17 protein-coding genes and 9 pseudogenes are annotated in these 23,317 nt (G+C 69.8%); 15 read left to right on the top strand and 11 right to left on the bottom strand.

From position 1 onward, the window contains the following. Positions 1-43: 43 nt before the first annotated feature. Together AS97_RS45650 and AS97_RS45645 are read left to right on the top strand one after the other, a co-directional pair. Positions 44-646 carry a hypothetical protein gene (locus tag AS97_RS45650; protein ID WP_059146821.1) on the top strand — a complete coding sequence of 201 codons (603 nt, stop codon included), beginning with the start codon at positions 44-46 and terminating at the stop codon, positions 644-646. Between the two features lie 73 nt (positions 647-719). After that, entirely contained in the window at positions 720-866 is a 147-nt protein-coding gene (locus tag AS97_RS45645; RefSeq protein ID WP_156107716.1) for a hypothetical protein, read from the top strand. A gap of 16 nt (positions 867-882) precedes the next feature. Here the strand turns inward: AS97_RS45645 and AS97_RS45640 are convergent, their stop codons facing one another. The 4 genes and pseudogenes from AS97_RS45640 to AS97_RS45625 form a co-directional block, all read right to left on the bottom strand. Further along, a complete protein-coding gene (locus tag AS97_RS45640) occupies positions 883-1,869 on the bottom strand; it encodes a zinc-binding dehydrogenase (protein ID WP_247204724.1) in 987 nt (328 codons plus the stop codon). A 44-nt stretch (positions 1,870-1,913) separates the two neighbouring features. After that, the gene (locus tag AS97_RS45635; RefSeq protein ID WP_059146823.1) at positions 1,914-2,780 is read right to left on the bottom strand and encodes a helix-turn-helix transcriptional regulator; all 867 of its coding nucleotides are present in this window, start codon (positions 2,778-2,780) and stop codon (positions 1,914-1,916) included. 9 nt (positions 2,781-2,789) lie between these two features. Continuing rightward, positions 2,790-3,086, bottom strand: a complete 297-nt coding sequence (locus tag AS97_RS45630; protein WP_079059622.1) for a hypothetical protein — start codon at positions 3,084-3,086, stop codon at positions 2,790-2,792. 298 nt (positions 3,087-3,384) lie between these two features. Next, a pseudogene (locus AS97_RS45625) lies at positions 3,385-3,609 on the bottom strand (short-chain dehydrogenase); the annotation flags it as partial. On the opposite strand from AS97_RS45625, the gene AS97_RS48315 reads away from it, so the two are divergent. From AS97_RS48315 to AS97_RS45615, 3 genes are all read left to right on the top strand, one after another. Next, a complete protein-coding gene (locus tag AS97_RS48315; RefSeq protein ID WP_236669685.1) occupies positions 3,524-3,754 on the top strand; it encodes a hypothetical protein in 231 nt (76 codons plus the stop codon). The pseudogene AS97_RS45625 and the gene AS97_RS48315 sit on opposite strands and share 86 nt — an antisense overlap. 276 nt (positions 3,755-4,030) lie before the next feature. Beyond that, a complete protein-coding gene (locus AS97_RS45620; protein ID WP_185929667.1) occupies positions 4,031-5,242 on the top strand; it encodes a right-handed parallel beta-helix repeat-containing protein in 1,212 nt (403 codons plus the stop codon). A 195-nt stretch (positions 5,243-5,437) separates the two neighbouring features. Further along, positions 5,438-6,700 carry a YncE family protein gene (locus AS97_RS45615; protein ID WP_059146827.1) on the top strand — a complete coding sequence of 421 codons (1,263 nt, stop codon included), beginning with the start codon at positions 5,438-5,440 and terminating at the stop codon, positions 6,698-6,700. An 87-nt stretch (positions 6,701-6,787) separates the two neighbouring features. On the opposite strand, the pseudogene AS97_RS45610 reads toward AS97_RS45615, so the two are convergent. Together AS97_RS45610 and AS97_RS48310 are read right to left on the bottom strand one after the other, a co-directional pair. Beyond that, positions 6,788-7,169 (bottom strand): annotated as a pseudogene (locus AS97_RS45610) (glutamate dehydrogenase); the annotation flags it as partial. Positions 7,170-7,172: 3 nt separating this feature from the next. Beyond that, positions 7,173-7,352: pseudogene (locus AS97_RS48310) on the bottom strand (hypothetical protein); the annotation flags it as partial. A 290-nt stretch (positions 7,353-7,642) separates the two neighbouring features. Between AS97_RS48310 and AS97_RS45605 the strand changes: the two are divergent. The 5 genes from AS97_RS45605 to AS97_RS45585 all read left to right on the top strand — a co-directional run bounded on the left by AS97_RS45605 (position 7,643) and on the right by AS97_RS45585 (position 14,183). Further along, positions 7,643-8,548: a LysR substrate-binding domain-containing protein gene (locus tag AS97_RS45605; protein WP_210566991.1), complete on the top strand. Its 906-nt coding sequence runs from the start codon at positions 7,643-7,645 to the stop codon at positions 8,546-8,548. A 180-nt stretch (positions 8,549-8,728) separates the two neighbouring features. After that, the gene (locus AS97_RS45600) at positions 8,729-10,057 is read left to right on the top strand and encodes an MFS transporter (RefSeq protein ID WP_059146829.1); all 1,329 of its coding nucleotides are present in this window, start codon (positions 8,729-8,731) and stop codon (positions 10,055-10,057) included. 28 nt (positions 10,058-10,085) lie between these two features. Further along, the gene (locus AS97_RS45595) at positions 10,086-11,771 is read left to right on the top strand and encodes an acyl-CoA dehydrogenase family protein (protein WP_125755559.1); all 1,686 of its coding nucleotides are present in this window, start codon (positions 10,086-10,088) and stop codon (positions 11,769-11,771) included. Further along, the gene (locus AS97_RS45590; protein ID WP_125755561.1) at positions 11,764-12,999 is read left to right on the top strand and encodes a CoA transferase; all 1,236 of its coding nucleotides are present in this window, start codon (positions 11,764-11,766) and stop codon (positions 12,997-12,999) included. Before AS97_RS45595 ends, AS97_RS45590 begins: the two co-directional genes overlap by 8 nt. A gap of 2 nt (positions 13,000-13,001) precedes the next feature. Further along, positions 13,002-14,183: an acyl-CoA dehydrogenase family protein gene (locus tag AS97_RS45585; protein ID WP_059146831.1), complete on the top strand. Its 1,182-nt coding sequence runs from the start codon at positions 13,002-13,004 to the stop codon at positions 14,181-14,183. A gap of 69 nt (positions 14,184-14,252) precedes the next feature. Here AS97_RS45585 and AS97_RS45580 read toward each other — a convergent pair whose 3' ends face one another. From AS97_RS45580 to AS97_RS45565, 4 genes and pseudogenes are all read right to left on the bottom strand, one after another. Further along, the gene (locus AS97_RS45580; RefSeq protein ID WP_210566990.1) at positions 14,253-15,473 is read right to left on the bottom strand and encodes a cytochrome P450; all 1,221 of its coding nucleotides are present in this window, start codon (positions 15,471-15,473) and stop codon (positions 14,253-14,255) included. A 132-nt stretch (positions 15,474-15,605) separates the two neighbouring features. Continuing rightward, complete coding sequence (locus tag AS97_RS45575; protein ID WP_143670206.1) at positions 15,606-15,971, bottom strand: hypothetical protein; 366 nt, start codon at positions 15,969-15,971, stop codon at positions 15,606-15,608. A 17-nt stretch (positions 15,972-15,988) separates the two neighbouring features. After that, positions 15,989-17,082, bottom strand: a pseudogene (locus tag AS97_RS45570) (cytochrome P450); the annotation flags it as partial. 471 nt (positions 17,083-17,553) lie between these two features. Further along, positions 17,554-17,784, bottom strand: a pseudogene (locus tag AS97_RS45565) (HAD hydrolase-like protein); the annotation flags it as partial. Positions 17,785-17,801: 17 nt separating this feature from the next. Here AS97_RS45565 and AS97_RS45560 point away from each other — a divergent pair. Further along, a pseudogene (locus tag AS97_RS45560) lies at positions 17,802-18,478 on the top strand (amino acid ABC transporter permease); the annotation flags it as partial. Between the two features lie 59 nt (positions 18,479-18,537). Beyond that, positions 18,538-18,972: pseudogene (locus AS97_RS45555) on the top strand (ATP-binding cassette domain-containing protein); the annotation flags it as partial. 64 nt (positions 18,973-19,036) lie between these two features. Here the strand turns inward: AS97_RS45555 and AS97_RS48305 are convergent. Then, positions 19,037-19,126 (bottom strand): annotated as a pseudogene (locus tag AS97_RS48305) (IclR family transcriptional regulator C-terminal domain-containing protein); the annotation flags it as partial. A gap of 27 nt (positions 19,127-19,153) precedes the next feature. Between AS97_RS48305 and AS97_RS45545 the strand changes: the two are divergent. The 3 genes and pseudogenes from AS97_RS45545 to AS97_RS45535 all read left to right on the top strand — a co-directional run. Then, positions 19,154-19,345 (top strand): annotated as a pseudogene (locus AS97_RS45545) (ABC transporter permease); the annotation flags it as partial. 155 nt (positions 19,346-19,500) lie between these two features. Further along, positions 19,501-21,669, top strand: coding sequence for a hypothetical protein (locus AS97_RS45540; RefSeq protein ID WP_059146836.1), 2,169 nt, complete (start codon positions 19,501-19,503; stop codon positions 21,667-21,669). Between the two features lie 5 nt (positions 21,670-21,674). After that, entirely contained in the window at positions 21,675-23,294 is a 1,620-nt protein-coding gene (locus AS97_RS45535; RefSeq protein WP_247204722.1) for an ABC transporter substrate-binding protein, read from the top strand. The last annotated feature ends 23 nt before the right edge of the window (positions 23,295-23,317 follow it).

The following is a 23,317-nucleotide window of genomic DNA, read 5'->3' as shown; positions in this document are numbered from 1 at the left end:
CCGGACTCCAGCGCAACCGTCCATGCCATGACAGAGTCATGGCATGCTGACCTCAACGCCAGGGGCGCGTAGACGCTTCGTTGCCACCGCCCTCTTCCTGGGTGCCGCTGTGTCACTGACCGCCTGCGGTGAGCAGCGCGGCACGGACGTGGCCGTTGGCTCCTCGACCACATCCCCACGGTCCAGCCCCAGCTCCCCCGGCGCCTCTCCTTACGTGGAGCCCGGGACCGTTGACGGTGCCCCGCACAACGGCGACAACAACGCCTACCGCCGCTCAGGCGAGATGTCCCCCGCCAGTGCCAAGGACGCGCAGAAGGAAGCCGACCGCATCGAGCCCGTGCTCAAGCGGCTATGGGGACAGAGGAAGTGGGATCCCAAGAGCGTGCGAGCGGCGCTCCTTGAGCTGGGGTACGAAGAGGAGCGGACCGGGCCGAAAGGAAAGCGCCTCGGCGGGACCCTCACCGTACGGGAGATGTATCCGCGCTACGAGGTCGATCACAACGTCACGCCCGAAGGCGCCCTGATCGGCCTTCGCGTCCATGACGATGCCTGCGTCACGGCGTTCGTACAGAAGACCAACTACGAGGTCAAGACGAACGGGCCCTTCATGGAGACCGGCTGTTTCGAGCCGCCCTACGGGCACTGAGAGACCGCGAGCTGGAGGAGCGACGACCGCGACCAAGGACGACTTACCGGCCGCACGGTTCAGTCCGCGCAGGATGCCCGGCAAGGTGATGCACCGCGTCCTCGACGACCTGTCTCTGGAACTGGAGCAGGCCAAGGCCCGAGCAACGGCCCGCGTCGCGGCCCGGCACGCGGCCGAGTGCGCGATCACAGCACTCGCCGCCGGGAGGTACAGCCTCTGAGGCCCTCGGCCGTAGGTCACAACGCCGCGACCTCGAGCACGAGCTTGCCCGTGGTGGTTCCCGATTCGATACGGCGGTGGGCCTCGGCGGCCTGCTCCAGGGGCAGGGTTTCGACCCGCACCCGCAGATCTCCCGTCGCCGCGGCCGCCACCGCGCGGCCCAGCGCCTGGCTCGTCTCCTGGGGGAAGGCGGCGGAGAAGGCGGCCAGGTTGAAGCCGGAGACGGTCTTGTTGGTGAACCACAGTTCGTTGGCCGGGATACCGATGTCCTCGGCGCCGGAGGCGTTGCCCATCACCACCAGGCGCCCCATCGGGGCCAGCCGGTCCAGGCCGGCGCGGCGGGCCGGGCCGCCGACCATGTCGACCACGACGTCGAACTCGCCGGCGTCGGCGATCCGGTCCCGCGTGATCACCTCGTGGTAGCCGAAGCGCTTGGCGGTCTCGATCTTGGCCGCGCTGCCGACGGTGCCGACCACGTGGCCCGCGCCCAGCAGACGGGCGGCCTGGCCGAGCTGACTTCCCACGCCGCCGGCCGCCGCATGGATCAGCACGCGTTCTCCGGGCTCGATCCGGGCCACCCGGTCGAGCACGAGGAACGCCGTGGTGCTGTTGGACGGCAGCGCCGCGGCGACGTCCATCCCGATCCCGAGGCCGTCCAGCGGTACGACCAAGTCCGCCGAGGTGACCACCACCTCGGCGTAACCACCGCTGTCGACGATCGAGAGCGCGGCCACCGGCTGTCCGACGGTCAGGCCCTCGACGTCCTCACCGACCGCCCGGATCCGCCCCGCCACCTCGATACCGGGCACGGAGGGAAGCGGCACGTCGACCACGCCGCGCCGGTAGAGGACTTCGGCGAAGTTGGCGCCGGCGTACGCCACGTCGATGGCGACCTGGCCCGGCCCGGGCTCGGGGACGGGAACGGTGGCGACGCGGAGCACCTCGGCGTCGCCGAACTCGGGGATGGTCACTGCCTTCATCATCTGCCTGCTGCTGTTGCTCATGTCCCCGATCCTGCGGGCACGGCGGCGACGCGGGCAGTGTCCCCTCATCCTGGGTGTGGCACCACCAGGCTGTGCTGCCGTAGCAGCGTCTCCAGCCGTTGCTGGGTGTCGGTGCCGGGACGTGGGTTGTGCAGGATCAGATGGTGCCCGGGATGCTCGGGCAGCGGCAGCAAGGTGGCGTCAAAGATCATCGTCCCGGCGTCGGGGTGCTCGACCGCCTTCACCGCTCTGGTGTGCTCGGCCACGTCGTGGCGCGCCCACAGCTCGGCGAATTCGGGGCTGACCGCGGCCAGGTCGGTGGCGATGCGGCCGAACTCCGGATCGTCCGGGTAACACGCCGCGTCGGCCCGGAAGGCAGCGGCCACATCGGGTGCGGTCGCGGCCCAGTTCTGGTGCAGCACCCGGTAGCGGGCGTTGGTGAAGAAGGAGACCAGGCAGTTGTGGTCGCTCTCGCGGTAGCCGAACACCACGCGTGCCGCGTCATTGACGGCGGTGAAGTTCCAGTGGCGGTCGCGAACATAGCCGGGCCGCGGTGACCAGGCATCCAGCAACCGCCGCACCTCGGGTGAGGGTGCCGCCGAGGGCGCGGAGGGGGCCTGCGGCGGATTGAGTCCGGCCAGGCGGTACAGGTGGGCACGCTCGGCGGAGCCCAGCAGCAGCGCCCGGGCGATCGCGTCGAGGACCTGCTCGGACACCTTGATGTCACGCCCCTGCTCAAGCCACGTGTACCAGGAGACTCCGACGCCTGCCAGCACCGCGACCTCCTCGCGCCGCAGACCCGGCGTGCGCCGCCGGCCACCGTCGGGCATGCCGACATCGGCCGGCGAGACCCGGGCTCGGCGGCTGCGCAGGAACTCCCGCAGCTCGGTGCGCCGGTCGTCGCGGGACTGGGGCGAATGAGAGATAGCCATGACGGGTGATCAGCCGTTGATGGTGCGAAGGAAGTGGTCCGCGTCCTCGGATTCGCCCAGCCGTCCCGCTTCCAGCCAGGAGCCGTCGGCGAAGCGGAGCCGGAACGTGGCGAATCCGCACGGCTGGCCCGCCTCGCCCTCGACCCGGGCCTGATCGAGGCCCGGCTTCAGCCGTCCCCTGCCCGCGGCGCGGTGCACCTCTTTGGACGGCATGGGAATGGGCTTGTGGATCTCGCACCAGACCAGGGCCACGGGCTCCTCGCCCACTATCTTCCGGGCCCGACGATGGACCGCGCGCTTCGCCATGCCGAAGATCCTGGAGGAGCCTTCCACACGAGCTCCGAGAGGCCCGGTATGCACATGCTGGGCGGTTTGCCCAATGGGTCTGGTAACCCTGGCGCCGATGCCCTTGATCGATGCCAGTTGCCTTCCGGGGGCGTTCGACCAGCCGACTCGCGTCATGGCACACCGAACGGGACGAGCTGGGCGTGTGCGGGCGAGCATCACGCGTTGGGCGGTCGGCCTTACGGCACCAGCGCGATGCCCCGTCGAGGCGCAGGTTGATTCCGTTGATGTACCCGGCCAGCGGGCTGACGAGAAACGCGACCGCCGCCGAGATATCCGCCGCGGTGCCGAGCCTGCCCGTCGGATTCGGGGCGTACTCCGCCACCACCAGCGGTTCCAGCTCTGCCCATTGCCCTGGCCAGCCTCGCGCGGCCGCCCCGTCCTCGAACATCTGCCGCATGCCGTCCGTGACGATGACACCGGGGCTCACCGTGTTCGCGGTGATGCCGGATCCGGCCAGATGCCGGGCCAGGCTGGTCGTCATGTTGACCACCGCCGCCCTCGCCGCCGAATACGTCGACCAGCCGCCGGGCCACCGCGGCACCGATACCGCCGCTGCTCCCCGTCACCATCGCCCGTCGTCCCGCAAGCTCCAGGTCCATATGCGGCACGCTAGACCACGCCTGTGACAGTGGCGTCGAAGAAGAGGGTCGAGAACATGGGAGCGCTCCCAACCCGCCACTGTAACCGGCGCACGACAGGTCCGGAAGGCCAATCGCCGTCTTGGTGAGGGACATTGACGCACCGGAAAGCGCTTGCTAATTTTCCGAGTCGCATTGCCACACCGTCACCCATCACATGCCGTTCACCTCTGGACTCTGACGATGGGAAACGGTCAGCAATCGCTCTCATGTGCTGTCTGTCGTCTCCACGGCAGCTCCCCCACATCAGGAGGTCTCAGCGCCATGAAGCACTCCCGGACATTCCCTCGCACCCTCGTCGCCGCGGCGGCGGCCCTGGTCGCGTCGGCAGGTCTGCTCGCCGTCCATCCGCCCGTCTCGCGGGCGCAGTCCGCGTCCTTCGCCGCCGATGACTTATTCGTGTCGCCGAAGGGCAGTGCCGACGCCCCCGGGACGGAGTCCTCTCCGACCACACTCGCCTCGGCGATCACCCGTATCACCCCGGGCGGCACGATCTACGTGCGCGGCGGGGCCTACGACCTCTCGCAGACGGTCGCCATCGCACCGGGCAACAACGGCACGTCGAGCGCCCGCAAGGAGCTGGTCGCCTACCCCGGCGAGACCCCGGTGCTGAACTTCTCGGCCATGAGCGAGGATTCGGCGAACCGCGGGCTCGCCCTCAACGGGTCGTTCTGGCGCGTCTCCGGCATCACCGTCGAACGCGCCGGTGACAACGGAATCTTCGTCGGTGGCAGCAACAACGTCATCGAGCGCACGGTGACCCGCTTCAACCGCGACACCGGGCTCCAGATCTCCCGCATCGCCTCCAGTACCCCGCAGAACCAGTGGCCGTCGAACAACCTCGTCGTGAGTTCGGAGTCGCATGACAACGCCGACTCCGACGGCGAGGACGCCGATGGATTCGCCGCGAAGCTCACGGTCGGCTCCGGGAACGTGTTCCGCTACGACGTGTCCCACAACAACATCGACGACGGCTGGGACCTCTACACCAAGAAGGACACCGGCCCCATCGGCCCGGTGACCATCGAGGACTCCCTCGCCTACGGCAACGGCACCCTCTCGGACGGCACCCAGAACTCCAACGGCGACCGCAACGGCTACAAGCTCGGCGGCTCGGACATCGCCGTCGACCACGTCATCCGGCGGAGCATCGCCTACCACAACGGCAAGCACGGGTTCACCTACAACAGCAACCCCGGCCGTATGTCGGTGTCGGGCAACGTCGGCATCGACAACGGCCAGCGCAACTTCTCGTTCGACGGCGGCACTTCGGTGTTCCGGGACAATGCGTCGTGCCGCGGCGGCAGCAGCGGGACGAAGGACCGCATCATCGGTGACGCCGACGGTTCGAACCAGTTCTGGTCCGGGACGAACGGATCCCGGTGCTCGTCCTACACCGGCGCGCTGAAGTGGTCCTTCGCCGCGGACGGCAGCCTCCGCGTGAGCTTCGGCGGCCAGGCCCCAAGGCGTTCCTGACGGCTCTTGGACACCGCCCCTTCCAGTCGGCAGCGGTCGTCCGCGTTCAGCGCATCACAGCGGACCCCGGCCCTCGTGAAGTTGAGAGCCTGTCATTTTTTGCCGTCAGAGCTCTTGTGAGAGGTATCCACCTTCATTACTTTCCAGTAGGTGGCACCCCGACGATGACAGACTCCCACCTCCAATGGAGTGACCATGGCTCCCGAGCACCGTGGCTCCGCCCGAATGCTGCTCTCTCTCGCCGCCGCCGTGGCGCTGGCCGTGACCGGTTCCACGGCGGTGAGCGCCTCCGCACAGCCGAAGGCGGCCGGCCTGCGGGAGGTGATGTTCGTGGGCAACAACTGGGACGGCACCGCCGACGTCATCAAGTCCACCGGCGACTTGGCCAGGATCGGCCGGATCAACGTCATACCGGACAAGGACCAGCGGCTCACCGAGATCTACCTCAACCCCATCAAGCTCGCCTTCTTCCTGGGGATCCGGCTGGGGCCGGGTGAAGGGCACGACCAGTTCGTGGACGACATGTACTCGACCCCGGACGGCTCCGCCATCGTCGTCTCCCGGCCCAGCTTCGCCGATGTGGTCTCGATCGACGTCGCGACGGGCAAGGTCAACTGGCGCTTCCCCGTGTCGGGGTTCCGCGCGGACCACATGGCCGTGTCCCCCGACGGCAAACGCGTCGCGGTGTCGGCTTCGACATCGAACACGGTGCATGTCCTCGACATCGTGACGGGGAAGCAGCTCGGTTCGTTCTCCGCCGGTGACAAGCCCCATGAGAACGTCTTCACCGACGGCGGCAAGTATCTCTGGAACATGTCGATCGGCGAGGTCAACACCGACCTGGACGAGCCGTCGATGGACTGGACGAAGGGCGACCGGCACATCACCGTGGTGGACGCGAACACCTATCGCCAGGTGAAGGTCATCGACATGCGCGAACGGCTCGACGCCTTCGGCCGCAAGGACCTGTCCGACGCCGTCCGGCCCGTCGCCTTCACCCCCGACGAGTCCAAGCTCTACTTCCAGGTCTCCTTCTTCAACGGGTTCCTGGAGTACGACGTGGCCAAGGACAAGATCACTCGCGCTAAGACCCTCCCGAAGAACCCTGAGACCAGCGAGGACCGCACCACCTGGGTCAACGACTCCCGCCACCACGGCCTGTCGATGAGCCCGGACGGCAAGAAGCTGTGCGTGGCCGGGACGATGGACGACTACGCGACCGTCGTGGACCGGGAATCGCTCCAGGAAGGCCCCCTGGTGCCGACCTCGAAGCCGTACTGGGCGACAGTCAGCGGCGACGGCACCGCGTGCGTCGTCTCCGAGAGCGGTGCCGACCGGGTCACCGCGATCGACTTCGCGACGGGCGAGAAGACCGCGTCCGTGTCGGTGGGCGACCACCCGCAGCGGGTGCGTATCGGCCATGTGGCCGCCGACTGGACCGGGCCGTCGGGCTCGTAGCGGTACTTCGGCGCGTCGCGGCGCGCCGGTGGCCTGGCGGGGGCCGATGCGCCCTACGGCCCCGCCCCGTCATGTCGACGGTGGTGCTCAGACGACCCCCTGGGCGGTCATGGCCTCGGCGACACGGAGGAAGTCCGCGGTGTTGGCGCCGAGCACGTAGTCGTCGGTGTCACCGCCGTAGGTCTCCGCGGTGGCGCGACACTGCGCATGCACCTGCCGCATGATGGTGGCGAGCTGGTCCTCCGTGCGTTCGAAGCTCCAGCTCTCGCGGGACGCGTTCTGCCGCATCTCGAGCGCGGAGGTCGCCACCCCGCCCGCGTTGGCGGCGCGTTGGCGGCCTTGCCCGTCCGAACAGGATCCGCGCGCCGCGGAAGACCTCGACCGCCTCGGGTGTGCACGGCATGTTCGCGCCCTCGGCCACGGCCGGCGCACCGTTCTTCGCCGGCGCGGTGGCGTCCTGCTGGTGCAGCGCGTCCATCGTGAAGATGTCCTGTGACCAGCCGGCGAGCCAGTCCGCTACGCCGTGCACGAAGTCGACGAAGACATTCGCCTGATTCGCGTCGAGCATGTACAGCAGGATCCACAACGCCAGAAAACCCGCGGCAATGTCCGCGAGGGTGTGAATGACCAGCGCTGTCCTGTCTGTACCCAGACCCCCTCCATTGCCCGCCCGACGCCGATTGGCGGCAGGATAGCCAGCAGGGTCGGCATGGTATGGGCGATTTCCATCGCTGTTGTACTGACTGTTATCCGCTACGCGGTCAGGGGGGGTAACTCATGGGGCTCCCCCTTGCCTGGTCAGCCCAACCGAAACCTTCTTCACAGTCGTTTCACACTGGCGTTCCCGGGGTGTTATGAATTACGCGAGAACCCGCCTCGGCCGAAGTAATGTGCATGCCGCGTCAGTCCTCTTGGAGCGGTGTGGATGGCATGGTCGGGTGCGTGGAGCTACGTCACCTTTCCGGATTCGTCGCCGTCGCCGAGGAATTGCACTTCGGGCGGGCAGCCGAGCGGCTGCACATCGCCCAGTCGCCGCTGAGCCAGCAGATCCGGCTGCTGGAGCGGGACCTCGGGGTCAGGCTGTTCGACCGTACGACCCGGTCCGTGCAGCTCACCGCCGCGGGGCAGGCGCTGCTGGAGCCTGCCCGGCGTCTACTGGCCGAGGCCTCGGCCGCACGGCGGACCGTGCAGGCGGCGCATCTGGGCGAGGTCGGCCGCGTCACGCTCGGCTTCGCGGGCGCCAGCAGCTACTCCGCCCTGCCGGTGCTGACGCGTGCCGTCACCTCCGAACACCCTGGTATCGAGTTGGTGCTGGAAGGCCAGACCTATGCCGGCGAGGCGCTGGGACGGATCGCCGAGGGGTCGCTGGACCTCGGTTTCGTGGCGCTGCCCGTACGGCGCGGGGTCGGCGCACGCGTCGTCCGCCTGGAACGGCTGCAACTGGCGCTGCCGGACAGCCACCCTCTTGCGGACCGCGCCGAGGTGGCTTTCGCCGAGCTGGCGCGGGAGCCGTTCGTGACGTTCCCGCTCTCTCGCGGCTCCGCGGTGCGGGAGGCGATGATGCATGCCTGCCACGAGGCGGGGTTCGCACCGAGGATCGCTCAGGAGGCACCCGATGCGTACACCATGCTCGCCCTGGTCGGCGCGGGTGTCGGCCTCGCGGTGGTCGTGGAGTCGGCACGCAACATTCAACTGGAACATGTCGTCTTCCGCCCCCTGGCCGGGGACGACGTACCGGTGCTGCCGATCGCGCTGGGCTGGCGCTCGGGCAACCAGTCCGCCGCGCTGGCAGCGGTGCTGCGCGTCGCCGACCGGGTCCTGCCCACCCCGGCCGACTTCCACGGATGACGGCGGTCGGCCGTCGATTGTGACGGATGACGTCTGACCGATGGGCGGAATCGGTCTTGGACACCTCTGAAACGGCGGGTGCACAGTGATGCCCATCTCGCGATGGGGCGCCGAGCGGCCGCACCGCTTTCCTCCACACGCTCTCGTGGCGAGATCTGCCGCTACGAGAGGACGCTCGTCATGCAGCACATCACTCCGGCCGACCGGCCGCCCACGGCCCGCGACGCCAGGCGCGCCGGGATCACCGCCTTCGTCGGCACCACCATCGAGTGGTTCGACTTCTACATCTACGGCTCCGCCTCCGCGCTCGTCCTCGGCAAAGTCTTCTTCGCCGACATCCCGCCCGCGGTCGGCACACTGGCCGCGTTCGCCACCTTCTGGGTCGGGTTCCTCGCCCGCCCCCTCGGCGGCCTGATATTCGGCCATTACGGCGACCGCCACGGCCGCAAGAAGGCACTGATCACCACGCTCGTCATGATGGGTACGGCCACCTTCTGCGTCGGACTGCTGCCCGGATACGCGCAGATCGGCGTCGCCGCTCCCGTCCTCCTCGTCCTGCTGCGCATGGTCCAGGGCGTCGCGATGGGCGGGGAATGGGGCGGCGCGGTGCTCATCGCCACCGAGTACGCCCCGCCGAAGCGGAAGCTGCTCTACGGAGCCTTCGCCCAGCAGGGCTCCCCGGTCGGCAATCTCCTCGCGACGCTCGCCTTCCTCGGCATCGCCAGGCTCCCGGACGCCGCCTTCGAGTCCTGGGGCTGGCGCGTCCCCTTCCTCGCCTCCGCCGTCCTCGTGGCCATCGGCCTGGTCATCCGGCTGCGGCTGGCGGAGACCCCCGAGATGCTGGCCGTCCTGGAACGCAAGCAAACCGCCAAGCTGCCCATCAAGGTCGTGCTCACCCGCTATCCGCTGCTCGTCGCCCTGGGCGTGCTCGCGGGCACGGCCGGCGTCGCGATCACCTACATCAAGACGACCTTCGCGCTCTCCTGGGCCACCTCCGACATCGGCTTCGACCGCACCACCTTTCTGACCGCCATCTCCCTCACCCTCGTGGTGCAGGTCGTGGTCCAGCCCTTCGGCGCCGTTCTCGCCGGCAGGTGGCCGGTGAAGAAGGCCGTGCTGTGGATGCTCGTGCCGGAGTTCGTCGTCCTGCCGCTGATGTTCATGCTCTGCGCCACCGGCAACTTCTGGCTCGCCGTCCTCGGGATGGGGCTGGCGACTTTCCCGCACGCCATGTACTACGCGGCGCTGGCGGGCATCCTCGCCCGGGTCTTCCCCGTCGAGGTCCGCTACACCGGAATGTCCCTGTCGTACCAGCTCTGCACAACGCTGTTCGCCGGGACCGCACCGATCGTCGCCCAGTACCTGCTCACCGCCTCCGGCTCGATCTGGCCGGTCGTCGGTCTGGGCCTCGGCTACACCGCCGTGACCCTCCTCGGGGTGCTGCCCCTGCTGGCCCGCACCGGTGACCCTTCCCCGGCCGTCACCGCCCGCGCCGCCTCGCCCGTCTGAACCGCCACACCCGACAGGAGAACCGTCCGTGAACTACGCCGATCAGGACCCCGCCCTGCGCCCGCTGCTCGACCGGATCCTGTCCGCCGAGGACCGCGCCCGCGTGGAACCGCTGCTCACCGAACTCGGCGAGCTCGCCGCCGGTGAGCTGGACCGGCAGGCCGCGCTCGCCGATGCCAACCCGCCCAAGCTGCGCCAGTACGCCCCGGACGGCGAACGCGTCGACGAGATCGAGTACCACCCGGCGCACGACCGGGTGGCCTCGATCGCGTACGAGCGGTTCGGCCTCGCCGCGATGTCGCACCGCCCCGGCGTCCACGGCTGGCCCACCACGATCCCGCACACCGTCAAGTACGCACTCTCCTACCTGTACGTCCAGTCGGAGTTCGGCATGGCGTGCCCGCTGTCGATGACCGACTCCGCCGCCCGTGTGCTGCGCCTGTTCGCCCCGGAGCGGTACGCCGACGAGATCACCGCCCTGTCCTCCACCGACCATCAACTCCGCGCCACCGGGGCGATGTTCATGACGGAGCAGCAGGGCGGTACGGACGTCGGCCTGACGCGGACCCTCGCCACCGACCACGGCACGCACTGGACGCTCACGGGCAAGAAGTGGTTCGCCTCCAATCCGGCCGCTGATGTGATCCTCACGCTCGCCCGCGTCCCGGGGCAGGGAGCGGGTACACGCGGGCTCGGCATGTTCCTCGTCCCGCGGCTGCGCCCGGACGGCAGCCGCAACGCCATCCGTATCGACCGCCTGAAGGACAAGCTCGGCTCGAGGTCCATCGCGAGCGCCGAGGTCTTCCTCGAGGAGGCGTATGCGACCCCGGTCGGCGAACTCACCAGCGGATTCCGCCAGATGGCCGAGATGGTCAACGTCTCCCGCCTCTCCAACGCCATGCGCGCCACCGCTCTGATGCGACGCGCCGTCCGCGAGTCCATCGACCACACCCGCGTCCGCGAAGTGTTCGGCAAGCCACTGTTCGAGCAGCCCCTGATGCGCGCCACCCTGCTGCCGATGGTCGTCGAAGCGGAGGCCGCACTCGGTCTCGTGCTCGAGGCGGCCGCCCGCCTGACCGAGGCCGACGACGGGTCCACCGACGCCCGGGACCTGATCCGTGTCCTCACCCCCCTCGCCAAGTACACCCTGTGCAAGCGCGCCCGCACCGTCACCGGCGAGGCGATGGAGATCCGCGGCGGCAACGGCTACATCGAGGACTGGGTCAACCCGCGTCTGCTGCGCGACGCCCACCTCGGCTCCATCTGGGAGGGGTCCTCGAACGTGATCGCGCTGGACGTGCTGCGCTGCCTGCGCCGCCGCAGCGCCCACCACACCCTCGCCGACACCTACGGGACCGGGCGCCTCGCCGACCGCTGGAAGGCGCTGCGCGAGAAGGGGGACCGGCTCCTGGAGCTCCCCGGGGAGGAAGCGGAGATGAGGATCGGCCGGTACGCCGACGAACTCGCCCGCACCGTCATGGCCACGCTCCTCTTCGAGCAGGCCGAGTACGAGGCCGAGGCGACCGGCAACGGCCGCACGTTCCTGGTCGCCCACGCCCATCTCGCCCTGCTGAACGACCCGGACGCCCTCCCCCGCACCGCGCTGGACCACCTCGCCGAACTCGCCGACGGCGGCCGGGTGCCCCTCGCCCTGGTTCCCGCGATCAACACCGGGAACGCCGGGTACCAGACGACGGAGGCCGCCCGTGCATGAGCAGCCCGCGGCCGCTCCGCTCGCCGGGATCAAGGTCGTCGATCTGTCGAAGATCCTGGCCGGACCGTATGTGACGATGTCGCTCGCCGACCTCGGTGCCGATGTCATCAAGGTCGAACACCCCGACGGCGGCGATCCCACGCGCGGCTGGGGCCCGCCCTTCAACGGCCCCGACGCGACGTACTACTTGGCCGCCAACCGCGGCAAGCGCTCGGTGACGCTGGACCTGAAGTCGCCCCAGGGACAGGAGGCCGTCCACCGGCTGCTGGCGACCGCCGACGTGGTCGTGGAGAACTTCCGCCCCGGCAGCTCCCTCGCGCGCCTCTTCGACTACAAGGATCTGTCCGCCCGCTACCCGCGCCTGGTGCTGCTGCACATCTCGGCGTTCGGCGACCACGGACCGCTGCGCGACGAGCCCGGCTACGACATGATCGCGCAAGCCTCGGCCGGTCTGATGTCGCTCACGGGCGAGCCGGACGGCCCGCCCGTCAAGGCCGGATACGCGATGGGGGACCTGGCCGCCGCCCTCTTCGGCCTCATCGGGGTGACCTCCGCGCTCGTCGAGCGGGAGCGGACCGGACGCGGGCAGTACGTCACCACCTCGCTGTACGAGTCCCAGCTCGCCCTGCACATCAACTGGGCCACGGGCTACTTCGCGACCGGGGAGCGCCCCGGGCGCCTGGGCTCCGGCCACCCGAGCCTCGTCCCGTACCAGGCGTACCCGGCCGCCGACGGACACTTCGTGATCGCCGTCGGCAACGACGCGCTGTTCCGCCGGCTGTGCGCGGCGCTCCGCCACCCGCACTGGGCGGACGACCCGCGGTTCACCACCAACCGCGATCGGGTGGCGCACCGCGCCGCCCTCAACGCCAAGCTCCAGGCCGTCCTGGTCGACGACACCGTGGCCCACTGGTGCGCCCTGCTGGGGAACGAGGGCGTCCCGGTCACCCCCATCCGCCATCTCGACGAGGTCTACGACTGCCCACAGACCGAGGCGCTGGGCATGGTCCGATCCGTCGACCACCCCGCCATCGGACCGCTGCGGCAGGTCGCCTTCCCCGTCACCTTCCGCGGCGAGCGCCCACCGGTGCGCACCGCCCCGCCCACGCTCGGCCAGCACAGCCGCGACGTGCTCGCCGAACTCGGCTACGGCGAGGCCGAGATCACCCACCTGCTCGACCACGCGAACCCGCACTCACACCCGCACTCAGACCCTCGAGGAGCCTGACCATGCCGTCCACCACGCTCGACCCGGTCGACCCGCTCGGCCTGGAATCCCTCCTCACCGACACGGAGCGGGCCGTCCGCGACACCGTGCGCCACTACCTGGACGACAGGGTGGAACCGCACATCGCCGGATGGTTCGAACAGGGCGAGCTCCCCACCCTGGCCGCCCTCGCCCGCGATTTCGGGGAGCTGGGTCTGCTCGGCATGCACCTCGACGGCTACGGCTGTGCGGGCATGTCCGCCCTGGCGTACGGAGTGGCCTGCCGTGAGCTGGAGGCCTGCGACTCGGGACTGCGTTCCTTCGTCTCCGTACAGGGCTCCCTGGCCATGTTCGCGATCCATCGCTTCGGCTCCGAGGAGCAGAAGGACCAGTGGCTGCCGCGTATGGCGGCGGGCGAAGCCATCGGGTGCTTCGGCCTGACCGAACCCGACCACGGCTCGGACCCCTCGTCGATGCGCACGCGCGCCCGGCGCGAGGGCGGCGACTGGATCCTCGACGGCCGCAAGACGTGGATCACCAATGGCTCGGTGGCGGCGGTCGCCGTCGTCTGGGCACGCACCGACGACGGCATCCGGGGCTTCGTCGTACCCACGGACACCCCCGGCTTCTCCGCGCCCGAGATCAAGCACAAAATGTCGCTGCGGGCCAGCGTCACCAGCGAACTCGTCCTGGACTCCATCCGGTTGCCCGCATCCGCGACGCTGCCCCGGGCCCATGGCGTCTCCGCCCCGCTCACCTGCCTGAACGAGGCGCGGTACGGCATCGTCTGGGGCGCCACCGGCGCGGCCCGCTCAGCCTGGCGGACAGCCGCCGACTACGCGGCCCGGCGCGAGCAGTTCGGCAAGCCCCTGGCGGCCTTCCAGCTCACCCAGCAGAAGCTGGTCGACATGGCCCTGGAACTGCACAAGGCGACGATGACCGCGATGCGGCTGGCGGACCTGAAGGATTCCGCCGAAGGCGTCCACCCGGCGCAGATCAGCCTCGGCAAGCTGAACAACGTACGGGAAGCCCTCGAGATCTGCCGCACGGCCAGGACGATCCTCGGCGCCAACGGCATCTCCCTCGAATTTCCGGTCATCCGCCACATGAACAACCTGGAGTCCGTCCTCACCTACGAGGGCACATCCGAGATGCACACCCTCGCGCTCGGCCAGGCACTGACCGGGCACGCGGCCTTCCGCTGACCCGGACGGCCCCGGCCGCTGACCCAGTGGGTTTCGAGGTCTCAGGCCAGGGGCAACCCCGGCCCGCGCCTAGGCCCGCCGGGCGAGCCGCACCCGCAGCGAGCCGGGGCCCCGGGTGAACACTCCTGTCTCGGCGGGGGCCTCGCCATCGGCGAAGGCCATCGTCGGGAAGGCGTCCAGCAGGTGGTTGACGCCCACCTCGACCTCGGTCTTCGCCAGCAGCGCCCCCACACAGAAGTGCCGCCCGAGTGCGAACGCCAGGTGGTCCGCGGCGGCCGAGAAGGCGCTGCCGGTTGTCAGATCCTCGCGGAAGATGTTGAACGTGTCGGGATCGGCGTAACGGCTCTCGTCACGGTTGGCGGCCCCGATCAGGCAGGTGACGGTGGCACCCGCCGGAATCGTGCCACCGCTCATCTCCACGTCCTCACATGGCTGACGGAAGATCATGTGCACCGGAGGTGTGAAGCGCAGCGTCTCGGCGAATGCCGCCGCGATGAGCGTACGGTCCTCGCGCACGGCCGCCAGTTGCCCGGGATGGGTCAGGAGATTGCGGAAGAGACCGGCGATGGCCTTGTCCGTCGTCTCACCGCCCGCCGCGAGCAGCAGGCTGACGAACGCCCTGATGTCCTCGTCGCTCATCCGCGTGCCGTCGATCTCGGCGGTGCACAGGACGGAGAGCAGATCGTCCCCCGGGTGCGCGCGCCGGTCCTGGATGATCGGGATCATGTAGGCGGCGAGTTCGTCCCGGGCGCGCAGCCCCGCCGCCGCGATCTCGGGGTCCTGGCTCAGATTGCCCAGGAAGTCGATCATCGAGGTGTACCAGACGTGGAACCGGCCGTGGTCCGCCCGGTCCAGCCCGAGCATGTCGACGATCACGTTGATCGGAAAGCGGGTCGCGTACTGTCCCACCAGGTCGGCTTCCGGCGCGTCCCGGAAGGCGTCGATCAGTTCCCGGGAGTTGCGCTCGATGACGGGCAGGAACTTCTCCCGTAAGTCCTTCCCCCGGAAGGCGGGTGCCACCAGTGCTCGACGCACGGAGTGCTCACGCCCGTCCATCTGGAGAATGGTCCGGCCGTGCACCGGCTCGGACTGCCAGTCGTAGTTGTGGCTGGTGAACACCGGGTCCTTGAAGGCCCGGGCGACGTCCTCGTAGCGGGAGACGATGTAGCCGCCGGTCGTGTGGTGGTGGATCAGCGGAAAGTCCGCACGCATGGTCCGGTAGGCGGGGTACGGGTCCGCCGCGAACTCCGGGGAGAGGATGTCGGGCGCCGTGGAGGGGGTGGTGATCATGACGGAGCGCTTCCTGGGCGAGCGGCGGCGGTCACCGGCCGTACGCACCCATGGCATACGGCACGGGGCACCACGACAGGGCACGACGGCCCCGCTCATGCCACGTGATGAGACGTCAGGTCATGGCCAAGGCTAGACGCAGCAGAACCGGCGGGTCCAGGTCAACTCCCGGCCGCCCCTGGGCGCGATGCCGTTGTTCGGTGACGTCGGCGTGCGACGAGCGGTGACGTCGGGGGTGATGTGAGCCACGGGATCGCGGTACTGGTGCTGGAGGGCAGTCAGGGCCGTGGCGCCCAGGGCGATCAAGGCCGGTACCTTCAGCGCTTCGAGGCCGACGTAGCCGTAATGGGCTCGTGAGCGGGGACGGTGTTCTCCGGCCAGCACTCGCCGACGCGTCGCTGTGCGCCGGAAGCACCAGGCGTGTCCGAAACCGTAGAGTCCGGCGTAGTCCATCGCCATGGACCCGGACACCACAAGCGGATTCGCCGCCGTCGGCATCTCACGGATTGCGCGGTCGGCAACCGATCTGCTAACAGATGTCCGACGGATGGCGATCTCCTGCGCCGCGACCGGGCAGCGGTGCTCGCCGTGCCCGAACGAGAGGAACGCGTTGTTGCCGCCGGTCAGCATCGTGCCGTCGGGGGCGTATCTGCGGATCCTTGTTGGCGGCGGCGATTCCGAGGCACACCATGTCGCCCGCCTTGATCCGGCGGTTGCCGAGGACGGTGTCGCGGGACGCCCACCGGCCGACGCCGTTCTGGGCGGGGGTGTCCTCCCAGAGCACCTCGTTCATGGCCTCCGAGACACTCTTGAGTCCGCCGGCCAGGAACATGGTGAACCGTTCGTCCGTGAGCATCAGCCGCAGCGAGTTGCCGATCCAGTCCGCGGTCAGTGTGTGGCCCGCGATGACCAGCACGATCAGGTCGTGGAGGATCTCCTCGTCGGTGAAGCCGAGGGTGTTGCCGACCAGTTGGGCGGCGACGTCCCGGGGGCCGTTCCCCGACTTCCGCTCGGCCATCAGGGCCGCCGTGGCCTCGGCGAGGTGGACCTGGGCCGCCTGGGCCAGGTCGCCGCCGTCGGCCAGGTCGATGGCCGCCGCGGCCAGTCCGGGCCCCTGCTCGTCGGGGAAGCCGTAGACCTTCGCCAGACCACGCACCGGGAAGGGCATCGCGTACCGGGCGATGACGTCCGCGCTGCCCTCGGAGCAGAAGCCGTCGATCAGTTCGTCGGCCAGCCGCTCGGCGTGCTGCCGGATCTCGAAGGGGTCCACCGACTCCAGCGCGTCGCTGATCATCGCGGCCCGTACGCGGTGCCGCTCACCGGTCGTGTACAGGGTGGACGGCTGCCCACGGCCGATCAGCGGGGGCGGCGGCCAGTCCTCCGGGATGCGGTCCCACTGGTTCCAGAGTTCGGAGTCACGGGTGAAGAGCACGTGACCGGCGGTGACCTGGTGCAGTTCGCGGTAACCGAGAACCAGCCACGCCGGGATGCCGCCCTCGAGCACGATGGGGGCGACCGCACCGTGTTCGCGGCGCATCTCCTGGTAGAGGAGGTTGGGTTCGACATGGAACCGGGGGCCCGCTCAGGGGCACGGCGAGCGGGCTGACATGCTCCCCGCCGTGCGGGGGCTCGCCGTTTCGATGCGCGGGACACCCGGGTGGCGGGGCGAGCTGGTCGGAGCTCTGAGCGGTGGGTCGTTCGGCGTCATCGCCGTGGTACCTCCGAGGTCGGGTAAGCGGCCCCCGCACGGGTCCCGGTCCCCCGGCGGGCGAGCGGATCCGCAATGGCGGCTGATGACGGCGAGACCGTGGTGACTGACAGGGTGTCTCAACGATCGGGGATGTGGCGGCCGTCATCCTCGATCCTCGGCACCCGTTCGGGGCAGCGGGCCCACCACGTGGTAGGCGGCAGCCCGGTTGTCCCCAGTCAGCAGCGAGAGCGTTGCCACGGGATCACCCTGGTCGTCGCAGTCGAGGATGATCGGCGCGGCACCGTAACACAGGCCCTCACCTGCGCGGGCGTGACGGCCGCCGTCGGCCCGGATGTGCGGGCCTCGTGCGGGGCGCGGGCGGCGGCCTCCTCACGCCGTCCGGGTGTGCGCGAGCACTTCTCCCAGGTTCTCGGCGATGGCGGTGTGTGGAGCGGCCTCGAGCCGCTCCCTCCCGTGTGCTCCGCCGAGGACGCCGATGACGTGTCCGGCTCCGGAGCGCGTGCCGGCGAGCAGGTCGTTGGCCGTGTCGCCGGCGACGAGGACGCGCTGCACCGCGTCGATCCCGAGGCTGATGACCGCGGTGAGGATCAGGTCGGGGTAGGGGCGGCCACGGAATGTTCATGCGGCTCTCCCCCAACCCCCTGCTGCGGGTGACCGCCACGGCTACGTCTGGGGCGTGCGCTCCGTACCGCTGCTGGTACAGGTGCTCTTCTGGTTCAACATCTCCTACCTGTACGCGCGTCTGAGCATCGGGGTGCCGTTCGGGCCGGAGTTCTTCTCCTTCAGCACCACCCATCTGGTCAGCTCGGTGAGTGCGGCCGTCATCGCGCTCTCGGTCAACGAGGCCGCCTTCGCCTCGGAGATCGTCCGTGCGGGGGTGCTGTCCGTCAGCCACGGCCAGCTGGAAGCCGCCGCCGCGCTGGGGATCCCCAGGCGCCGTCAGCTCATGCGCATCGTGCTGCCGCAAGCCATGCGGACCATCGCGCCCAACGCGGCCAACCAGCTGATCTCACTGTTCAAGAACACCTCGATCGTCTCCGTGATGGCGATCATGGAGCTCTTCTACACCGTCCAGGTCATCTACGGGCGCACTTCGCGCATCGTGCCCATGCTGCTCGTCGCGACGGCCTGGTACGTCCTGCTGACCACCCTCCTGACGATCTTCCAGTACTACGTCGAGCGCCGCTTCGCCAAGGGCACGACGCGGGCGCTGCCGCCGACCCCCGTCGAGCGGGTGCGCCTCGCCATCCGCAACCTCCGCGCGGCCGCCACGGATGAAGGGACCCCGCGGTGACCACGACATCGCCTTCCGCCACCGGCCGTTCCCGCGAGGCTGCGGCCGATCCCGCCCGGGTGGTCGTCGACATACGCGACGTCCACAAGAACTACGGCCTGGTCGAGGTACTCAAGGGCGTCGATCTCCAGGTCCGCGTCGGCGAGGTGACCGTCGTACTGGGCCCGTCCGGATCCGGCAAGTCCACCCTGCTGCGCTGCATCAACCACCTGGAGAAGGTCAAGCGCGGCACCGTCACCATCGACGGCGAACTGATCGGCTACCGGCGGGCCGGCGACAGGCTGCACGAGCTGCGCGAGCGCGAGGTGCTGCGTCAGCGCACCCACATCGGCTTCGTCTTCCAGAACTTCAATCTCTTCCCGCACCTCACGGTGATGGACAACCTGATCGAGGCGCCCGTCTCCGCCCTGGGAGTGCCGCGTGCCCGGGCCCAGGAACGCGCCGAGCGGCTGCTGGAGCGCGTCGGCCTGCGGGACAAGGCGGCCGCCGCGCCAGCACCGCCACGCTCTCCTCGTCCAGCGTGAACGTCAGCCCGAGGATGCCGACCGCCCCGGCGACCCGGTCGCCCGGCCCCAGCACCGGGGCCGCGATGGCGCGGACGTCCTGCTCCGCGTATTCGTCATCGACCGCATAGCCTCGCCCGCGCACGGCGGGCAGAGCGACGAGCACGGCTCGGACCACATCCGCACCGCGAGGGCCAAGGGGCTCGGCCCGGCGAAGGTGGTGCTCGCGCACGGGCTGCGCAATGCCTCGCTGCCGACCGTCACCGTGATCCGCCTGGAGTTCGGCGGGCTGCTCGGCGGGGCGATCCTCACCGAGCAGGTCTTCTCCTGGCCGGGCGTCGGACGGCTGACCGTGGAGGCCATCTCGCACCGGACTTCCCGCGCGATCGACCCGTCAACTCCCCTCCGGGGATTTATCATTGTCCACAAAAATCGGTCGAACTTTCCACTAATCTTCCTGACTCATCAGCACCAGCCGCCCGATCCCGGGCGGGAGAGCACTCCACGGGGGAGGAGTCCGTGCATGAAGACTTGGGGTTCGAGAAGCTGCTCAGCGAGGACGGTTTCTTCGCGCATCTGCTCGGGCGGTCACCATCGGGCGCCGGCCGCGATCCGCTGTACGGCCCCGACCTCCCGGTGGTGCTGCTCACCGGTGGGCCCGGCATGGGCAAGGGACGGCTGTTGCACGCGGTGCGGGACCATTTCGCGACCAAGGTACCGGTAGTCCGTCTGGACTGCGGCTCGCCGGTGTACGCGCACCGGGCGGGACCGGAGCCGGGCGCCCGCTCGTCCGCGACCGAGGCCCTGGTCGAGATGGCCCGGCGGCTGTGCACCTGGCAGGGGACGGGTGGCTCGTTCGCCTTCCCCCGGCTCTTCGCGGGCCTCGCGGTGATCGCGACCGGCGCCGCGGAAGGTACCCCAGCGGCGGTCGCGACGGAAGTCGAACGGTACGAGGAGCTGCCCCAGAAGCGGCGTCTGCCCGGCCTGAGGACGGGTGACTTCTGGAAGGGCGTGATCTCCGGATCCCTCCAGAACCTCCTGACGGCCATGGCCGGGCAAGCGCTCGACCCGTACTCCGCGGCCGTGGGCAACGCGCTGCTGGAAGCCCTCTTCCAGTCCTTGGCGCCCCGGGGCATGGTGGAACTGGAGCGAGTCTACGGCGGTTATCCCGGCGCGGCCGGCCAGCCCATGCATGGGCTGAGCAACCTGGCCGCCGACTTCCAGGCCCGCGGCGAGGCACGGGAGCTGGCGGAGGGCTTCCTCTTCCGGGCGCTGCGCGAGGATCTGGAGGCGGCGTACGCCTCGGCGTCCGGCTGGCTGCGCCGGGTGGGCCGCCCGGCGCTGCTGCTGGACCACGCCGAATCGTCGCTGGGGGAACGGCTGCTGCGCGCCGTGCTCACCGACCGCCGGGGCGGGCAGCGCGACCGCGTAGTGATCGTGGGCACGGCGCGCCGGGCGGACGGCGGCGCCTTCCTGCACGGCGGCCTGCCGCCGGAGGAGGTGGCGTCCCCGGCGGAGTTCCGTCCCTCCGACTGCGGCCCGCCCGAGTGGTCCCGGCGCCTGGGCGGAGGGTCGGAACGGGCTCCGCTGGCCGACGGGGTGCTGCTGCTGCGGATGCCCTTCCTCACCGGGGACCAACTGCGCCGGGAGACCGAGCGCAGACAGACGCGTGGGGAGCCGGAGGGCGGCGCGAACCGCCGTCGCATCGACGCCGCCGTGGCGCGGCTGAGCGGCGGCCGGCCGCACACGGTGATCCGGCTGGCCGACGCCGCCGCCGCCTTCCGGATGTCGGCGGACGCCAACGACCGGGACCTGCTGGAGGCCCCGCTGCGACTCCCCGGCGACAGCGCCACCGAGCGGCCGGTGGCGGACGTGCTGCTCCAGGAATTGCTCATGGACCAGTTACCGGTGGGGCTGCCGACCGAGCACCGCGGCGAGTGGCTGGATCTGCTCACCCATCTGTCAGTGGCACACGACGAGGAGTGCGCCGATGTCCTGCTGCGGCATCATCAGTCCGGCCATGTGAACCGTCTCACCGCGCACCAGGTGTCGAAGCTGCTCACCGACACCGGATGGCCCAGCTGCGAACGGCACTTCGTGGGGGACTTCGGGCTGCGCCAGATGCTGGTGCACCGGCTGTACGGGCTGCGCCCCGACGGCGCCGCTTGGTACGCCGACCACCACCTCCTGCGAGACCACTATGCGGAAGCGGCGGCGGACGGGAGGCCGCCGGACAGTGGGGCGTTCGGTTCGGTCATCGCACACCGTATGAACCACCATCTGGTGTCCGGCGGTACGGCCGATGTGGCCGACCATCTGGCCGCCACGCTGCCCGGGCGACCCCGGGAGTGGTGCGCGGAGCTGCTGGAAATCGCCCAGGCACCGTATCCGGGCGGCGCGGACGCCCGGCGGGAGCGCGCCCAGGGCCTGGTGACGCCGGAGGGACCCGCGCTGCGCCGCACCGTCGACCAGTTGCTGCACGCGGTGTGGCTGTGCGAGGAACGGACCAGGCCGACCGGGCAGGAGACGGCCCGCACACTGGCCAAGCTGCTGGAGCTTCTCTCGATCATGGAGTTCGACGGGGCGGGACAGCTCGGCAAGGTGGCCACCTACTGGAGCGGGCTGGCGGCGAACGAGCAACCATTGCTGCGCTGCGCCTGTACCGAACAACTGGGGCGAAGGGGGTAACGGGTATGCCCAGATGGAAGAAGATCCTCTATGCGCTGCTGACTGCGGGGGCGGTCACGGTGTGTGTTTGGCTCCTGTTGTACTTCATCCAGAAGCCGGACACCTGCGCCGACGGGGTCGAGCGGACCGGCGGCGAGTGCGTCGGCGTCAACGGCGCGGGCTACGATTTCGGCACGCCGGAGATCCATGACGTCTCCCGGGCCATCGCACGCGAGAACAAGAGGATCGACGGCCAGCCGCATGTCACCGTGGCGGTGATGCTGCCACTCCAGTCGGACAGGGCCGCGCTGCGCCGGCAGATGCTCAGCGACCTCCAGGGGGCGTATCTGGGGCAGCGGCAGGCGAACGAGGGCGAGGGCGAACCGCCGAGGATCCGGCTGGTGCTGGCCAACCCCGGACGGGCGTACAAGCAGCAGCAGAAGGTCGTGGACACGCTGCTGCGGATGGCCGACTCGCCCAAGGACCGGCTGCGCGCGGTCACGGGATTCAACCTCAGCCTCGATGACACGCGAGAGGCGGTCAAGCGGCTGACGGAGCACAAGGTCCCGGTCCTCGCCTCGCGGATCAGCGGAGACGAGATCGCGAACGAGGACCGGACGGACGGGACGGCCGAGCTGCGGTTCCCCGGCCTGGCCCGGTTGATCCCCACCAACCACGACGCGGCCCAGGCACTGGCCAACTTCAGCGGCGAACGGGGCCGGGAGAACCGGAGGACGGTGCTGGTCTACGACAAGCGCAGCGACGCCTACAACGAGTCGCTGGCGAAGGCGTTCAGCGGCATCGACGAGAAGGGCCCGCCCGGTCCCGCCGCGATGCCCTTCGAGTCCCCGGCCATCGACGAGGCCGGCTCGACCGGCAACCAGTTCACCCAGACGGCCAACAACATATGCGACTCCGGCGCCGGCACCATCTACTTCGCGGGCCGCACGCTGCACCTGCGGATCTTCGCGCTCAAGCTCGCGCAGGTGGACTGCCAGAACCGGCACTACACGATCGTCAGCGGCTCCGACGCGGCCTCGCTGCGGCAGGACATGACGGAGAAGGACTGGCAACAGCTGCGCGGCGCGGACGGCAAGGCGAAGGTGACCGTGCAGTACGCCGCCCCCGCGCACCCGGACGCCTGGAGTACCGGGCTGGCCGGCTGGAAGCGGGAGTGGCGAGCCCACCACGACCGCGAGCCCACCAAGGCGGAACTCCCCCAGTACCTCACCGAGCCGAAGGCGGCCCTGGACACCCTGAAGAAACGCATCGGGACAACACGCGAGGAGGGCATCGACCTCGGCTCCGCCCCGAACCTGGAGGACTCCCGGACGATGCTCGTGTACGACGGCCTCATCACCATCGGAAAGGCGCTGCACCAGGCGCAGGAGGGAGGCGCCGGGGCGGTGCCCAGCCGTGAGGACGTCGGCGCTCAGTGGTCGCTGCTCCAGTCCCGGCACCGGGTGCGCGGTACGAGCGGCCTGATCTGCCTGACCAGCAGCGGGAACGCATACGACAAACCGGTCGCGGTGGTCCAGCTGGATCCGGGCCGGGGAGGCCGCGGCAAGCTGAAGTTCGTCGGCCTGGGCTGGCCCACCGGCCGGGAACAGCCGAAGAACTGTGTGATTCCCAGCCGCGTTCCCTGAACAGCGCGGCGCGCCGCTCGTCG

This window comes from Streptomyces sp. AgN23 (genome assembly GCF_001598115.1).
Taxonomy (GTDB): domain Bacteria; phylum Actinomycetota; class Actinomycetes; order Streptomycetales; family Streptomycetaceae; genus Streptomyces; species Streptomyces antimycoticus.
The sequence above is the reverse complement of the archived record's forward strand: the minus strand, read 5'-3'. Positions and strand labels throughout refer to the sequence as shown.

Coding starts and splice junctions, on each gene's coding strand:
- AS97_RS45650 (WP_059146821.1), top strand. CDS start 44: ATGCTGACCTCAACGCCAGGGGCGCGTAGACGCTTCGTTGCCACCGCC.
- AS97_RS45645 (WP_156107716.1), top strand. CDS start 720: ATGCCCGGCAAGGTGATGCACCGCGTCCTCGACGACCTGTCTCTGGAA.
- AS97_RS45640 (WP_247204724.1), bottom strand. CDS start 1,869: ATGAGCAACAGCAGCAGGCAGATGATGAAGGCAGTGACCATCCCCGAG.
- AS97_RS45635 (WP_059146823.1), bottom strand. CDS start 2,780: ATGGCTATCTCTCATTCGCCCCAGTCCCGCGACGACCGGCGCACCGAG.
- AS97_RS45630 (WP_079059622.1), bottom strand. CDS start 3,086: ATGGCGAAGCGCGCGGTCCATCGTCGGGCCCGGAAGATAGTGGGCGAG.
- AS97_RS48315 (WP_236669685.1), top strand. CDS start 3,524: ATGCCGTCCGTGACGATGACACCGGGGCTCACCGTGTTCGCGGTGATG.
- AS97_RS45620 (WP_185929667.1), top strand. CDS start 4,031: ATGAAGCACTCCCGGACATTCCCTCGCACCCTCGTCGCCGCGGCGGCG.
- AS97_RS45615 (WP_059146827.1), top strand. CDS start 5,438: ATGGCTCCCGAGCACCGTGGCTCCGCCCGAATGCTGCTCTCTCTCGCC.
- AS97_RS45600 (WP_059146829.1), top strand. CDS start 8,729: ATGCAGCACATCACTCCGGCCGACCGGCCGCCCACGGCCCGCGACGCC.
- AS97_RS45585 (WP_059146831.1), top strand. CDS start 13,002: ATGCCGTCCACCACGCTCGACCCGGTCGACCCGCTCGGCCTGGAATCC.
- AS97_RS45580 (WP_210566990.1), bottom strand. CDS start 15,473: ATGATCACCACCCCCTCCACGGCGCCCGACATCCTCTCCCCGGAGTTC.
- AS97_RS45575 (WP_143670206.1), bottom strand. CDS start 15,971: ATGCCGACGGCGGCGAATCCGCTTGTGGTGTCCGGGTCCATGGCGATG.
- AS97_RS45535 (WP_247204722.1), top strand. CDS start 21,675: ATGCCCAGATGGAAGAAGATCCTCTATGCGCTGCTGACTGCGGGGGCG.